Below are 13,757 nucleotides of genomic sequence, written 5' to 3'. Positions count from 1 at the left end.
GCCGTTCCGCTTCCCTGTCAGCCCGCCGACTCGCAGCCGCAGCACCAGGTACGCCATCACCGCGGGTGGCGCCGACTAGATCGTCTCGAGTTCATCGGAGTGCGGGAGACCGTAGACCTCGATTCCGGCACCAGAGCACGCGGCGGCACCCGGAAGGGATTCGATCTCCTCGCCGAAACGGCGCTCCCCCTCGTCACCGAAGAGCGCCCACGCCGTGTCGGGGCCGTTCGTGTAGCTCGAGCCGTAGCGGATGCCTTCGAAACCTGCGGCATCGAAGGTGGCGGCCCATCGCTGCGGAACCTCGTAGTCGTCCATGGTGGCGAGCATCCGAGTCACTTTGTGCGGCAACGAGTCAGGACTGCCGACGTCTGCGCAGGTGAAGGAACGATCAATGCGAATGGTCGAGACGACGAACGAATTCGCAAAGCCGGCCGGCACGATCCCCTGACCGAGGACATGTTCACGCAACTTTTCTCGCACCGCGGTCACGATGTCGTCGGCGACGTAGCACGTGCCACGGCCGTCGGTGAGGTTGAAGCGGGAATCAGGAGTGCCGTTGAAGAAACACGGATCGAAATCCGGATGATGCGACCGATGAACGTTCCTGCCCTCGTGCAGGACCTCGGTGGGAAAGCCCGAGAGATCCTGACCGGGCACGGGCGCAGGTTGACGGCTCACGCGGCCCAAGCGGCTGCAGTGCGGCGAGCTTGCTCGAGCACGGCTGGAGTCTGGCCGGCTCGGAGGAGTTCGGCATTCGTCGGAGGACGGTCGGATGACTCGGTAAACCGTCGACCGGTCAGCCACTGGGCCCAGAGCCACGGATCCTCGTGGCCCTCGGCGAGGACGTCGAGAACAGCCCGGAGGCCAGGGAGGAGTTCGCCGCGAGGCCCGAATTGGAACGCCGGAAAGACCGCCTTGGCATCGCTTGTCCACAGGCGCAGGATGTCTCCTCGAGCCGACGCCTGGCGAATCGCTTCGCGAGTGACTTTGCGCAGGGCAGTGAGGCTGGCGGTCGTGTAGAACGGTCCGACAACACGGTTCACCGGACTCGACACCTGCGCCACCGGGAGGGGGCGCAGCATGGCCTCCGCCGCCTGGTCGGGAGTAAGGATGCTTGCTAGTCCACGCACTTTGTCGTCGCCGAGTGCTCGTAGCCGGCGCTCCACGGCCTGGGCCACGTCATGACTGAAATCGGCAGGCGCCTGCTGAGCCATCAGAACCCTCCTTTTTCCGTCAACGTCGTCAAGGTCGTCAAGTACAGGCTAGAACGGTGCGTCAAGGCCGTCAAGCAACCAGCGCGATCCTGCCGCGGTGCATGGAAGTGACCAGGTATGCTTACATGACTATATCTCATTACATGCCCCACTCGAGGCGGCAAGGGCTTCGGCCTGTCACTCGAGCAGCAACACATCGTTCTCTTTCATGAAAGGAGAGTTCATGCTGAGCCGTCTTGGTGAAACCGGGGTCGTGGCGATCGTCGCCGTGCTCGTGCTGTGCGGGTGTGCAGGTGTCGCCGAGCTGGCTCCGCCTGACGGCACCACTGCCGTGTCGCCGTCCGCCTCGCCGACACCGGTGGCGCTGCCCGATCCGCTGCCCGAGCTGCCGTCGGACGCGGGTCCAGGAGAGCTCTCCGGTGAGGTGGTGAGCGCCCTGCTCGCGTTCCGGGAATCGGGGCCGACGGAGTTCCCCGAACACTACGCGGGCGTGGCCACGGGAAACGCCGCGTCGGCCGATGTGCTCGTGATCTATCTGGCCGGAAGCACACCCGACGTCGACGCTGACGTGCTCACCTCAGTAGGCCTGCCGACCGAAAAGGTGCAGCTGGTTCCGGCGTACCAATCGCAGGCCAAGGCACTGGCAGTCGACGGAAAGATCCAAGAGGACATGTCGGAGCTCGAGCGGATGGGGATGACGATCGTCTCATTCGGTCCGGAAGAAGACGGCGTCGAGGGGATCGACCTGGTGGGAGGCACAGACGAGCAGGTCGCCCACCTCTTCGCCACCTATGGCCCCTACCTCCGCATCGACCGCGACGCGGAGGAGTACACCTTCTAGGGCCCGTTTTCCCGCAGTGGAACGTCGTCCTGGATCGATGAGGAGAGAACAGGTGACTCGTTTTCGAAGAGGGCTGCGCTACGTCGTCGTCGCGGTGGCGTTGGTGCTGACCGGGTGCGCCGGTGCGGCGGTCTCGCCCGGTGTCGGGACGGGGTCGCCCACAGCCACATCCACAGCGCCCGTGCTCCCGCCCCCGATCCCTCCGCTCAGCGCGGAGGTCGGGCCCGGGGAACTGTCCGGGGAGGTGGTGTCTGCATTGCTGAGTTTTCGGGACGTGGGGCCGGTTGCATTCAAGGAGCACTATGCGGGGGTGTCGTCCGGCACACCGGCATCTGCGGACGTGCTGGTGATCTATCTCGCTCACGCCACCGACTCGGTCGAGGAGGAGGTTCTGCGGACGGTGGGGCTGCCTCGCGAGAAGGTCGCCTTCGTCGAGGCGTGTCAGTCCCTTGCGGAGGCGAAAGTCGTGGAGGAGGAGCTGTGGGCGGATCTCGCGACCCTCCAACAGAGTGGGCTGACGTTCGTGACTTTCGGGGTGGAAGAAGATGGTGTCGTGGGCATCGGGCTGGCGGGCGCGAGCGACGAGCAAGTGGCTCGGTTGTTCGAGGCGTACGGACCGTACTTGCGGATCGATCGGGAGGCCGAGGCGCCGACGCTCCTGTAGAGACGCTGCCTGCCGCCGCGCGCCCACCCCGCGCCGCGCCGCCCCGAGAAGCGGCACTCAGAAGACGACCCGGAACCCCACCTACACTCGACGGATGCCAGAAACCCCACGCGACCCCTCAGACAGCTTCGTGCGGGTGCGAGGGGCGAACGAGAACAACCTGCGGAACGTCGACGTCGACGTGCCCCGGGATGCCATCGTCGCCTTCACCGGCGTCTCCGGCTCCGGCAAGTCGTCGCTCGCGTTCGGCACCATCTTCACCGAGGCCCAGCGGCGCTACCTCGAGTCGGTCGCCCCCTACGCACGCCGCCTCATCCAGCAGGGGCACGATCCGCACGTCGACTCCATCTCAGGGCTCCCGCCCGCCGTCGCCCTGCAGCAGCGGCGCGGGGCACCGAGCTCGCGCTCGAGCGTGGGCACCGTCACGACGCTGTCGAACTCGCTCCGGATGCTCTTCTCCCGGGCCGGCACCTTCCCCGAGGGCTTCACGACCCGGCTCGACTCCGACGCCTTCTCGCCCAACACCGCCGCCGGCGCGTGCCCCGAGTGCCATGGCATCGGCGTGGCCCACACCGTCACCGAGGAGTCGCTCGTCCCCGATCCGTCGCTCAGCATCCGCGACGGGGCCATCGCGGCCTGGCCAGGAGCCTGGCAGGCGAAGAACCTGCGCGACATCACGATCGCCCTCGGCTACGACGTCGACCGACCCTGGCGTGAGCTCGACCAGGCCGACCGCGACTGGATCCTCTTCACCGACGAGCAGCCGGTCGTGCAGATCACGCCCCAGCGCGACCGCGTGGCCAAGCCCTACAACGGCATGTTCTGGAGCGCCAAGAAGTACGTCTTCCACACCCTCGCCGACTCCAAGAGCGCGATGATGCGGGCGAAGGTGCTGCAGTTCGTGCGCTCGGGCCCGTGCCCCCTCTGCCACGGCACCGGACTCCGCCGCGAGGCCCTCGCGGTCACCTTCGCCGGGCACTCCATCGCCGAGCTCAACGCGCTGCCGCTCACCGAGCTCGCCGAGGTCATCCGCCCCACCACCCTGCTCCAGGATGCCGCGCCCGCACTGCCGACGACGCTCTCGGGCGAGCGGACCGACGTGGCCGTGGCCATCACGACCGACCTGCTGGCGCGCATCCGGGTGCTGACGGAGCTCGGGCTCGGCTACCTCGGGCTGGGTCGGGTGACGACGACGCTCTCGCCGGGCGAGATGCAGCGGCTGCGGCTCGCCACCCAGCTGCGGTCGGGCCTGTTCGGCGTGATCTACGTGCTCGACGAGCCGTCGGCGGGGCTGCACCCGGCCGACGCCGAGCCGCTGCTCGAGGTGCTGGAGCAGCTCAAGCGCTCGGGGAACTCGGTCTACGTGGTCGAGCACAACATGGATGTCGTGCGGCGAGCGGACTGGATCGTCGACGTCGGTCCGGGCGCCGGCGAGGGCGGCGGTGCGGTGCTGTACAGCGGCGAGGTCGCGGGACTCGCCGAGGTCGAGGAGTCGGCGACGCGTCCGTTCCTCTTCCCTTCGCAGAGCGACGAGGCCTCGGATCGACGCGCGCCGCGCGAGCCCCGCGAGTGGCTGAGCGTCGAAGGGATCGGGCTGCACAACCTCGTGGACGTCGACGCCGCCATCCCGCTGGGCACGCTCGTCGCCGTCACCGGGGTCTCCGGGTCGGGCAAGTCGACGCTCGTGAGCCGGGTGCTGCGCGACGTGGTGTGGGAGCACCTGCGGGCAGGCGGAGGCGGGGCGGACGACGCGGCGGACGACGATGCGGATGCGGCGGCGGGCGCGGGGACGCGCGGAGCGAGCGGTGCCGTTGCCGGTGCTGCCGGTGCTGCCGGCGCAGACGGTGCCGGTGCAGACGGCGCAGACCTCGCCGAGGCCGTGCTCGCCGACGCGCAGGTCGACACCCTCACCGTGCGCCGGGTCACCGGGCTCGAGCACATCGACCGCCTCGTGCGGGTCGACCAGAAGCCCATCGGCCGCACCCCGCGCTCGAACCTCGCCACCTACACGGGGCTCTTCGACTCCGTGCGCGCGGCGTTCGCCGCCACCGACCTCGCGCGGGAGCGGGGCTACACAGCGGGCCGCTTCTCGTTCAACGTCGCGGGCGGTCGCTGCGAGACCTGCCAGGGCGAGGGCTTCGTGTCGGTCGAGCTGCTGTTCCTGCCCGGCAGCTACGGCCGGTGCCCCACGTGCCACGGTGCGCGCTACAACGCCGAGACGCTCGAGGTGACCTACGACGGCAAGTCGATCGCCGAGGTGCTGGCTCTCACGGTCGACGAGGCGGCCGGCTTCCTCGCCGCGGTCCCGGCGGCGGCGCGCAGCCTCCGCACCCTGCTCGACGTGGGCCTCGGCTACCTGCGGCTCGGCCAGCCCGCCACGGAGCTCTCGGGCGGCGAGGCGCAGCGCATCAAGCTCGCCACGGAGCTGCAGCGGGTGCGGCGCGGCCACACCCTCTACCTCCTCGACGAGCCGACCACGGGCCTGCATCCGGCCGACGTGCGGCGACTGCTCGCGCAGCTGAACGCCCTCGTCGACTCGGGCGACACCGTCGTGGTGGTCGAGCACGAGATGGACGTGGTCGCGGCCGCCGACTGGGTGATCGATCTCGGGCCGGCCGGAGGCGATGCGGGCGGCCGTGTCGTGGCCACCGGCACTCCGGACGACGTGTCGAAGGCCCCTGCGAGCCGCACGGCACCGTACCTTGCCGAACGCCTCGCACGCTCCCGACGCGACGGCCTCTGAGCGCACACCGAACGCAGCTGCCGTAAGCTGACACCAGACCCGCACAGGTCTCTGGCGCGCCATCCGCGTCGCTCTTCGACGAATCCGTACGGTGATGGACGACGGAAAGGGACCACCCCATGGCTGCACAGCACGATTCCGCGCACGAGCAGGCTGCGGCCGGCGCATGAAGCGCATCACCTACAGCGGTGGGTCGATCGTGACGGGCAACGCCATCACGGAGGCTCTCCTCGAGTACACCACCACGGTCGCCGACGCCGAGAACAGCGTCACCGTCGACATCACCGTGCTGGAGGAGAACGGCGAGACCTCGGTGCACACCCTGCTCCTCAGCCCCGCGAGCCAGTTCGACGTGGCCGATGTCGGTGGCATGACCGCCGCGGAGGAGGCACTGCGGTTCCCGGTGCCCGAGATGCCGCAGGTCGGCATCAGCGGCGGCGTCGAGACCACCGGCGACGCCCGTCGCACGGCAGACGACATCAACGACATCTTGCGCGAGATCGATGAAGGGCTGGGGCAGTAGACATGGGGTACTTCATCTACGGCACCCCCTCGATCTCGGTGGAGTTCGACGACCGCGTGCTCGCCCACCTGAAAGCCGTGATCATCGCGAAGGTGCGACGCGGCGAGAGCTTCACGTTCTCCTGGGAGTACACCGTGGCCAAGGGCAGCGGTCACAGCTCCATCTGGATCCACCCGACGATCCCCCTGCAGTTCGACTTCGCCGGCGGCCGGGAGCCGATCCTGAACCGCGCCTGGATCGAGGAGCTCGTGCGTCTGTCGAACTCGCCGGCCGGACTCCGCGTCATCCCGGAGCCGCGCGACCCCACGACCTGAGCGGGGCGGCCGGCTCCACCGGTCAGTCGCGGAGTGACACCAGCTCGGCGTCGGGGAGGGGCAGAGCCTGCTCGGCCACCGCTCTGAGGGCGGCGCGGAAGGCGGTTGCCGTGCCTGGCCAGAGCAGGGTGAGGCGGCTGCTGCGGTCGTCGACGTACCAGGACCGGCAGCCGCTGAGCCAGACGGTGCCTCGGCTGGCCGCGTCGAGCTGGTCGGTCCAGACCTGCTCGGCCACCGGGGAGGCTTCGATCACCTCGACGCCCTCGGTGCGCATCCGCGTGATGAGGGAGCAGGCGAGCTCGGCCTGGGCCTCGATCATGGGGAAGGCCGAGTTGTGCCCGAGCGCCGCATTCGGTCCGTCGAGCACCATCAGGTTCGGGAAGCCCGATACCAGGATCGACGCGTAGGCCGTCATCCCCTCGGCCCAGTGATCGGCGAGCAACCGCCCGCCGCGCCCCCGCACGTGCTGGGCGAACGGCGGTCGGGTCGCCGCGAAGCCCGTGGCGAACACCAGGGCGTCGACCTCGTGGCGGGCGCCCGAGGCGGCCACCGCACGGTTGCCCTCGAGCGCCACGATGGCCGAGGGCTCCAGGGTGACCGCGCCCGACGCGAGGGCCGGGTACCAGTCGTCGGAGAGCAGCACGCGCTTGCAGCCGATCTCGTAGTCGGGCGTGAGGCTGGTGCGGAGCGCGGGGTCGGGCACCTGTGCTGCAAGGTGATCGAGTGCCACCTGCCGCAGCGCCTCGCGTTCGGCCCCCTCGGCGACACGAGCGGCGTGCCCGGCCTCGAACTCGTGGAAGAGCGACTCGCGATGCGCGTGCATCGACTCCGGATCGCGCGCGAAGGCCTCGCGGGCAGGCTCCGGGATCGGCGCATCGGCCCGCGGCACCACCCACGGTGCCGTGCGCTGGAACACCGTCACCTCGGCGGCCACCCGCGCCAGCTGCGGAACCAGCTGAACGGCGGATGCTCCCGTGCCGACGACGGCGACCCTGGCGCCCGCGAGATCCAGCCCCGGCACCCAGGCACTGCTGTGCATCACGGGGCCGACAAAGGACTCCCGGCCGGGCAAGTGCGGCAGAATGGGCTCGGAGAGCCGGCCGGCCGCGAGGATCAGCACCCGGCAGACCAGTCCGCCGCGGCTCGTCGACAGCCGCCAGCGCTGCCCGTCGTCGTCCCAGGCCATGTCGGTGACGTCGGTTCCGAGCAGGAGCTGCGGTGTCAGACCTTCGTCGCGCACCACGCCCCGCAGGTACTCCTGGATCTCGGCCCCGGGCGCGAATCGCCGGCTCCAGCCCGGGTTCGGCCGGAACGAGTAGGAGTAGAGGTGCGCCGGGATGTCGCACGCGACACCCGGGTAGACGTTGTCGCGCCAGGTTCCGCCCACGTCATCGGCGCGCTCGACCACCAGCACGTCGGAGATGCCTCGGCGCCGCAGCTGGGCCGCGGCCGCGATGCCCGCGATCCCTGCCCCCACCACGATCGTGTCGACCTCGCGCAGCGAGGCATCCGAAGCCGGCCGCTGCCGCTCCGTCATGGGGGGCTGCGGCATCGGCGGCTGCGTCATCGGCGGCTGCGTCATCGGGATCCTCGCCCGGCGGCCACCGGCGTCTCCCCGATGGGCCGGTAGGCGGTGTCGCGGCGAAGGGCGGGGCGACCGGATGCCCGGGCCAGCGACTCGACGTCGGCGTCGGTGAGCGTGAGGCGCGCCTCGGGCCCGGCCTCCGGCCAGAGCGAGCCGTCGAGGAGCACCCCGCCGATGTCGTCGGCACCGCCCCGCAGCACCTGGCCTGTTGTGCCGAGGCCGAGCTTCGTCCAGGCGGCCTGCACGTGGTCGATGCGGCCGGCCAGCAGCAGTCGGGAGACCGCGATGACGGCGCGGGAGGCCTCGGGCGAGGGCCCCCGGCCGGCCAGGGCGGCCAGCGCTCGTGGCGCGTCGCCCGGCACGAACGGCATCGGGATGAACTCGGTGAAGCCGCCCGTGCGCTCCTGCAGGGCGGCGAGGGCCCGCAGGTGCGCCACGACCTGGGCGGGGGTCTCGACGTGGCCGAAGACGAGCGTGGAGGTGGAGCCGAGGCCGGCACGGTGCGCGGCCTCCACGGTGGCGATCCACTCGGCCGCCGGGGGGAGCTGTCCCTGGCTGAAGGCGGCGCGCACGCCGTCGTCGAGCACCACGGCGGCCGTGCCTGGCACGCTGCCGAGGCCGGCCTCGCGGAGCTCGCCGAGGAACTGCGGCAGGCTGCGGCCGGTGCGGCGAGCCCCGTCTTGCAGCTCGGTGGGGCGGAAGCCGTGGATGCTCAGCTCGGGCGCTGCCTCGCGGATGGCGCGCACGACGTCGAGGTAGACGGTGCCGGGCAGGTGCGCCGCGGGCCGGCCCTGCAGGCAGATCTCGCTGGCGCCCAGCTGTGCGGCTTCGGCGGCGAGCTGCTGCACCATGTCGAGGGTGAGCGACGGGGTGGGCACTTCCTCGTCCGCGCCGCCAAGGGTCAGCAGGCTCGTGTCGACGTTGCGGTTCACCACGTACGTGACGGCCCGGTTGCCGCTAGCCTCGCGCGCCGCATCCGCGATGCCGGCGAGTTCGTCGAGGGCTCCGCCGCGGGCGCCCAGCAGGAGGACGGCCTGCTCGTCGCTGATCGCGTCGCCGGATGACCGCGCTGCGGAGTGCAGAGCGGCTCGGATGCCGTCGTCGATGTGGGCGGACCACAATGCTTCGTCGGCGGGCACGGCCGCGGTGCGGCGCGGCGCCACCCGGGCCGACTCGTCGGCGAGCAGCGTCTCGGGATCCATCAAGGCGTGCAGGGCCGGGGTGATGTTCGGGTCGAGCCAGCGGTCGGCATCGGCGAGGTACTCGGGGTAGGCGGTGAGCCGCTCCTTCAGAGCGAAGCCGCTCCGGCCGGTGAGCTCGGCGAGCAGGTCGATGTCGGGCCAGGGCCGCTCGGGGTTCACGTGGTCGGCGGTGAGCGGGCTGATGCCGCCCCAGTCGTTGATGCCGGCCCGCAGCAGCAGCCCCAGCTCCGGCAGGTCGGTGAGGTTCGGCGGCGCCTGCACCGTGGCATCTGGCCCCATGACGATGCGGGCCGTGGCGACGGCCGCGATGTACTCGTCGAGCCCGAGATCGGGGTCGTTCTGCATGGCTGTGCGGGGCTTGGAGCGGAAGTTCTGCACGATGGTCTCCTGCAGGTGCCCGAACCGGCCGTGCAGCTCGCGCAGCGCGAACAGGGCCTCCGCACGCTCGGCGTGGTTCTCGCCGATGCCCAGCAGCACACCCGAAGTGAACGGGATGCGGGAGCGGCCGGCATCCTCGATCACCCGCAGCCGCAGCGCCGGATCCTTGTCGGGCGAGCCGAAGTGGGCTCCGCCGGGCTCCGACCACAGCCGGGTGGCGGTGGTCTCGAGCATCATGCCCATCGAGCCGGCGAGCGGGCGCAGTCGCTGCATCTCGTTCCACGACATCACGCCGGGGTTGAGGTGCGGGATCAGGCCGGTCTCGTCGAGCACTCGCTGCGCCATCGCGCCCACGTACTCCAGCGTGGAGCCGTAGCCGTGCTGGGCGAGCCAGCTGCGGGCGGCGGGCCAGCGCTTCTCGGGGCGGTCGCCGAGTGTGAACAGGGCCTCCTTGCAGCCCATGCCCGCGCCCACCTGGGCGATCGAGATGATCTCGTCCGGCTCCATGAAGGTGGTGATGCCGTGCTTCGCGAGCCCGCCTGGGGTGTCGACGAAGATGCAGTAGTGGCAGCGGTCCTGGCACAGCCGGGTGATCGGCAGGAACACCTTCTTGGAGTAGGTGATGACGCCGGGCCGCCCGGCCCGTCGGAGCCCGTCGTCGCGGATGGCGGACGCCCGGGTGAGCAGCCGGTCGAGGTCGTCGCCGCGGGCGCCCAGCAGAGCGGTGGCGGTTGTGAGGGAGATCGGCTCACCGGCCTCGACCCGGTCGAGGGCATCGCGCGGGGGAAGATCGGAGAACGAGAGGGGGAACGCTGAGGAGATCACGGCGCGGCTTTCAGGCTCGGTGGATGGTGCAGACGTTTCGACGAACGCCGCGAGCCCAAATCCAGGCCCGATCTGAAGTGCCCCCAGTCTACCGCCTGATCGGGAAGTACGAGCCGCGCTCCTGCGTTGCACCCGGTGTGACTGTTCCTCTCTCGATCCTCGATCTCGCCCCTGTCGCCCCCGGGGAGACCGTGCGCGACAGCTTCGCCGCCTCCGTTCTCCTCGCTCAGCAGGCCGAAGCCAGCGGCTACCGGCGGGTCTGGTACGCCGAACACCACAACATGGCGTCCATCGCGTCGAGCGCCACGGCGGTGCTGATCGCGCACGTGGCCTCTCAGACCTCCACGATCCGGCTCGGCGCCGGCGGTGTGATGCTGCCCAACCACGCGCCGCTGACGATCGCGGAGCAGTTCGGCACCCTCGAGACTCTGCACCCGGGACGCATCGACCTGGGGCTGGGGCGCGCCCCCGGCAGCGACCAGGCGACGTTCCGGGCGCTGCGCCGCGATCCGGCGTCGTCCGAGCACTTCCCCGACGACGTGCTCGAGCTGCAGGCGTTCCTCGCCGGGCAGTCACGCGTGCCCGGGGTCAGCGCCACACCCGGTGCCGGCACGAGGGTGCCGCTGTACATCCTGGGGTCGTCGCTGTTCGGCGCCCGGCTCGCCGCAGCCCTCGGGCTGCCGTTCGCGTTCGCGTCGCACTTCGCCCCGGATGCCCTGCACCAGGCCGTGGCGATCTATCGCCGGGAGTTCACGCCCTCCGAGCAGCTCGAGCGGCCCCACGTCATCGCCGGCGTGAATGCGATCGCCACGGACGACCGCGACGATGCGGCGGCACAGCTCGCCCGGGTCAAGCGGGCACGGCTCCTGATGCTCTTGCGCCAGAGCGGCCGCATCCCCCTCGACCGGCAGTTCGGCGACGACGAGCTCGACTACCTGCTGACGACCCCGGCCGGCTCGCAGGTGCAGAGCATGGCCACCTACACGGGGCTCGGCACCGGCGCCGAGGTCTCGGACTACATCGAGGACTTCGCCCGCACGGCCGACGTCGACGAGGTCATCGTGGCGCACTCGTCTCTCGAGACGGCCGCGCGGCTGCGGTCGGTGGAGCTGCTGGCCGATGCGCACGCGCGGGTCGCCGCTCGACTGTAGACAGTCCGCGACCGACGTCGGCCCAGCTGTCGAAGGCCTGCCGGACGGCAACGCCGACGCACGCGTCTGCCGACCTCGCGGCTCGGTAGGCGGGCGTCGGCGGCGAAGACCGACTCAGAGCGGTTCGGCCACGAACTCGAACCAGAGCCGGTCGGAGAACATGCCGGGGCGCGGCAACGACGCGTCCGCTCGGTCCTGCGCGATCGCGACCGCATGCTCGAGGAGGGCTCGAGCCACCCGGTCGTTCTCGCGGAACGAGAGCGCATTCGTGCGCGGGCGCGAGAAGGCGCCCACGAATGGCGAGTTCGTGTAAGGGCCGATCGCGTAGGCGCGATCGGTCGGCTCTCCCGAGCTGTGCAGCACCCGACGATCTTCCGGCCGCACACTGAGCAGGCCGGTCGGCACCGCGTAGTCGGCGTCGCGAGCCACCTCCTCCAGCGCCGTACCGCTCTCGAGCAGCAGCCGCAGCACCTCGTTGTCGGTCCGGGCGACGCTCGTGCCCGGCAGACGCGCGTCGATCAACGCGGTCGCCGTGACCGTCTCCGGATGGCTCGCACCACCGGCACGGAACACACCCCCTTCTTCATCGGTCTCGACCCACATCTCACCGCCCACGAACTGCACCACCCCCGCCTCGGACAGGGCGAGCAGTTCTTCGAGGCGATGCGCGGGCGGCCCGCTCGCGATGAAGCTGAAGTACCCGAGCCACCACCCGTTGAGGTCATCCACCCGCGATCTCGCCGTCCACTTCGGTGAGGCGACGATCTCGGTGAAGGCGAACAACGACGTCAGCAGTGCGAAGAAGAGACCCAGGGTCGCACTGTGCTCGGGCCGGGTGCGCAAGGCGAGGTCTCTCTCCACGTAGTCGCGCACCGCGTGCTGGACCTCGTCGAGGTCGGCGAAGCTCGCGCCGCCCAGTGGCCGGTCGAACGACGGCAGGAACAACCGGTCGATCTCCTCGAGCACCGAGGACTCGATCAGCGCGGTCAGCCGGGTCGCGTCGGCCAGCACCCGGTCGCGCTCGTCGCCTTCACCGAGGTCGGGCAGGGCGTGACCGCGGGACCCTCGCGAACGGGGCCCGCCGGATCCGCCGGATCCGCCCGATCCAGCCGGGCCCGCAGCATCCGGGCCCGCAGCATCAGGGCCCGCAGCATCCGCAAGCACCGACGCCCGCGGATCGAGTTCCTGGAACTGCGCAGCGAACTCCGCCCACCCGATCGCCACGCGGTCCGGATGCCCCGTGAACAGCTCGCGGTAATAACCCCAGAGCATCTCCTGCGCGATCAGCGGCCACACGTCGGAGGCGAAGTCGAGCGACTCGCGCTCGGCCTCGAGCCGGTTCGCGACCGCCGGCGTGAAGAAACGAGGCTCCGGCTTCTCGCCCTTCAGGGTCGAGCCGATCTTGGAGTGGTACGGCACTCCGCGCCGGGAACCGATGATGATGCGAGGCTCCTGACCGGAGGGCACGTAGCGCACGCGGTCACCGTCGGCCACGAACCGGCCACCGCGCCCCTCGGTCAGGAGCACGATCAGGTCGACCGCCGCGAGGCCGAAACCACGCACCAGCACGCGCTGTCCTGGCACGATCGGCCGGGTGTCGGCATCGGCCGTGAAGGCGGGCGGCAGATAGTAGAGCTCCCGCCGCGCGGCGAAATCCGCCAGCCGGGAGTGCTCGGGCTCCGGATCGGCTCCGGTGTGGCCGAGCGAGTAGAGCACGAGGTCGGCCTCGAGGGTGGCGCCGGAGTCGAGCTCCAGCCGTTGCCCGCCGCCCGGGGCGTCTGTCACCCGACGCACCCGGGCGAGGTGCTCCCGCACCTCGGCGCCGTCGCCCACCTGCTCGAGCGCCCGCTCGTGGAACCAGGTCAGGTAGAGACTCTGCAACCGGCGGGTGGGGAAGGTCGCCGGGGTCAATCCGTCGATCTCGGCGCGCAGCGCGACGTCCAGACGGTCACCGCGGAGGAGGATGGTGCCGAGTCGCACTCCCTCGGCCCAGTCGATCAACGACGGTCCGGTCAGCACCGGCCCGTCGATCGTGGAGGTCTCGTCGGTGAACATCGTGACGTCGGCCGCCATCGAGTTGAGCTTGAGCAGCGGTGACTGATCGTAGCGCCAGATGCGACCGGGGCCGGCCGGGTACGGGTCGATCAGGTGCACCACGAGTTTCGCGCCCGGCGACCAGAGCTCACCGAGGTTGGCCGCGATCCGCTCGAGCACGCCGACTCCTCGCGGTCCGGCACCCACGATGGCGACCGAGACGGGGGTGGGTGAAGAGGCGGCCATTCCCCCACCTTCGCCATTCGAGTGCCGCTTTCGGCCT

The 13,757-nt window shown here is 70.6% G+C and carries 11 protein-coding genes; 6 read left to right on the top strand and 5 right to left on the bottom strand.

Annotated features, from left to right (window positions below; genetic code table 11):
- Nucleotides 1-75: 75 nt before the first annotated feature.
- Both N1028_RS13775 and N1028_RS13770 read right to left on the bottom strand, forming a co-directional pair.
- Complete coding sequence (locus N1028_RS13775; protein ID WP_259529909.1) at nucleotides 76-657, bottom strand: RES family NAD+ phosphorylase; 582 nt, start codon at nucleotides 655-657, stop codon at nucleotides 76-78.
- Nucleotides 658-674: 17 nt separating this feature from the next.
- Complete coding sequence (locus tag N1028_RS13770) at nucleotides 675-1,214, bottom strand: hypothetical protein (RefSeq protein WP_259529908.1); 540 nt, start codon at nucleotides 1,212-1,214, stop codon at nucleotides 675-677.
- Nucleotides 1,215-1,437: 223 nt separating this feature from the next.
- Here N1028_RS13770 and N1028_RS13765 point away from each other — a divergent pair, with 223 nt between their 5' ends.
- From N1028_RS13765 to N1028_RS13745, 5 genes are all read left to right on the top strand, one after another.
- Nucleotides 1,438-2,055: a hypothetical protein gene (locus tag N1028_RS13765; RefSeq protein WP_259529907.1), complete on the top strand. Its 618-nt coding sequence runs from the start codon at nucleotides 1,438-1,440 to the stop codon at nucleotides 2,053-2,055.
- A gap of 247 nt (nucleotides 2,056-2,302) precedes the next feature.
- Nucleotides 2,303-2,719, top strand: a complete 417-nt coding sequence (locus N1028_RS13760; protein WP_259529906.1) for a hypothetical protein — start codon at nucleotides 2,303-2,305, stop codon at nucleotides 2,717-2,719.
- 94 nt (nucleotides 2,720-2,813) lie between these two features.
- Nucleotides 2,814-5,462 carry an excinuclease ABC subunit UvrA gene (locus N1028_RS13755; RefSeq protein WP_259529905.1) on the top strand — a complete coding sequence of 883 codons (2,649 nt, stop codon included), beginning with the start codon at nucleotides 2,814-2,816 and terminating at the stop codon, nucleotides 5,460-5,462.
- A 166-nt stretch (nucleotides 5,463-5,628) separates the two neighbouring features.
- Entirely contained in the window at nucleotides 5,629-5,985 is a 357-nt protein-coding gene (locus N1028_RS13750) for a hypothetical protein (protein ID WP_259529904.1), read from the top strand.
- 2 nt (nucleotides 5,986-5,987) lie between these two features.
- Nucleotides 5,988-6,299, top strand: a complete 312-nt coding sequence (locus N1028_RS13745; RefSeq protein ID WP_259529902.1) for a DUF7882 family protein — start codon at nucleotides 5,988-5,990, stop codon at nucleotides 6,297-6,299.
- A gap of 22 nt (nucleotides 6,300-6,321) precedes the next feature.
- Here the strand turns inward: N1028_RS13745 and N1028_RS13740 are convergent, their stop codons facing one another.
- The gene (locus N1028_RS13740) at nucleotides 6,322-7,881 is read right to left on the bottom strand and encodes a flavin-containing monooxygenase (RefSeq protein ID WP_259529901.1); all 1,560 of its coding nucleotides are present in this window, start codon (nucleotides 7,879-7,881) and stop codon (nucleotides 6,322-6,324) included.
- Entirely contained in the window at nucleotides 7,878-10,289 is a 2,412-nt protein-coding gene (gene cofG / locus N1028_RS13735) for a 7,8-didemethyl-8-hydroxy-5-deazariboflavin synthase CofG (RefSeq protein WP_259529900.1), read from the bottom strand. Before cofG ends, N1028_RS13740 begins: the two co-directional genes overlap by 4 nt.
- A 137-nt stretch (nucleotides 10,290-10,426) precedes the next feature.
- Between cofG and N1028_RS13730 the strand changes: the two genes are divergently transcribed.
- Nucleotides 10,427-11,440, top strand: coding sequence for an LLM class flavin-dependent oxidoreductase (locus N1028_RS13730; protein ID WP_259529896.1), 1,014 nt, complete (start codon nucleotides 10,427-10,429; stop codon nucleotides 11,438-11,440).
- Nucleotides 11,441-11,554: 114 nt separating this feature from the next.
- Here N1028_RS13730 and N1028_RS13725 read toward each other — a convergent pair whose 3' ends face one another.
- Complete coding sequence (locus N1028_RS13725) at nucleotides 11,555-13,720, bottom strand: FAD/NAD(P)-binding protein (protein ID WP_259529893.1); 2,166 nt, start codon at nucleotides 13,718-13,720, stop codon at nucleotides 11,555-11,557.
- Between the last annotated feature and the right edge of the window lie 37 nt (nucleotides 13,721-13,757).

The sequence above is a fragment of the Herbiconiux oxytropis genome (assembly GCF_024979315.1).
In the GTDB taxonomy this organism is placed as follows: domain Bacteria; phylum Actinomycetota; class Actinomycetes; order Actinomycetales; family Microbacteriaceae; genus Herbiconiux; species Herbiconiux oxytropis.
This window is presented reverse-complemented; position numbering and strand designations above follow the sequence as displayed.

Coding starts and splice junctions, on each gene's coding strand:
- N1028_RS13745 (WP_259529902.1), top strand. CDS start 5,988: ATGGGGTACTTCATCTACGGCACCCCCTCGATCTCGGTGGAGTTCGAC.
- N1028_RS13750 (WP_259529904.1), top strand. CDS start 5,629: ATGAAGCGCATCACCTACAGCGGTGGGTCGATCGTGACGGGCAACGCC.
- N1028_RS13755 (WP_259529905.1), top strand. CDS start 2,814: ATGCCAGAAACCCCACGCGACCCCTCAGACAGCTTCGTGCGGGTGCGA.
- N1028_RS13770 (WP_259529908.1), bottom strand. CDS start 1,214: ATGGCTCAGCAGGCGCCTGCCGATTTCAGTCATGACGTGGCCCAGGCC.
- N1028_RS13765 (WP_259529907.1), top strand. CDS start 1,438: ATGCTGAGCCGTCTTGGTGAAACCGGGGTCGTGGCGATCGTCGCCGTG.
- N1028_RS13740 (WP_259529901.1), bottom strand. CDS start 7,881: ATGACGCAGCCGCCGATGACGCAGCCGCCGATGCCGCAGCCCCCCATG.
- N1028_RS13725 (WP_259529893.1), bottom strand. CDS start 13,720: ATGGCCGCCTCTTCACCCACCCCCGTCTCGGTCGCCATCGTGGGTGCC.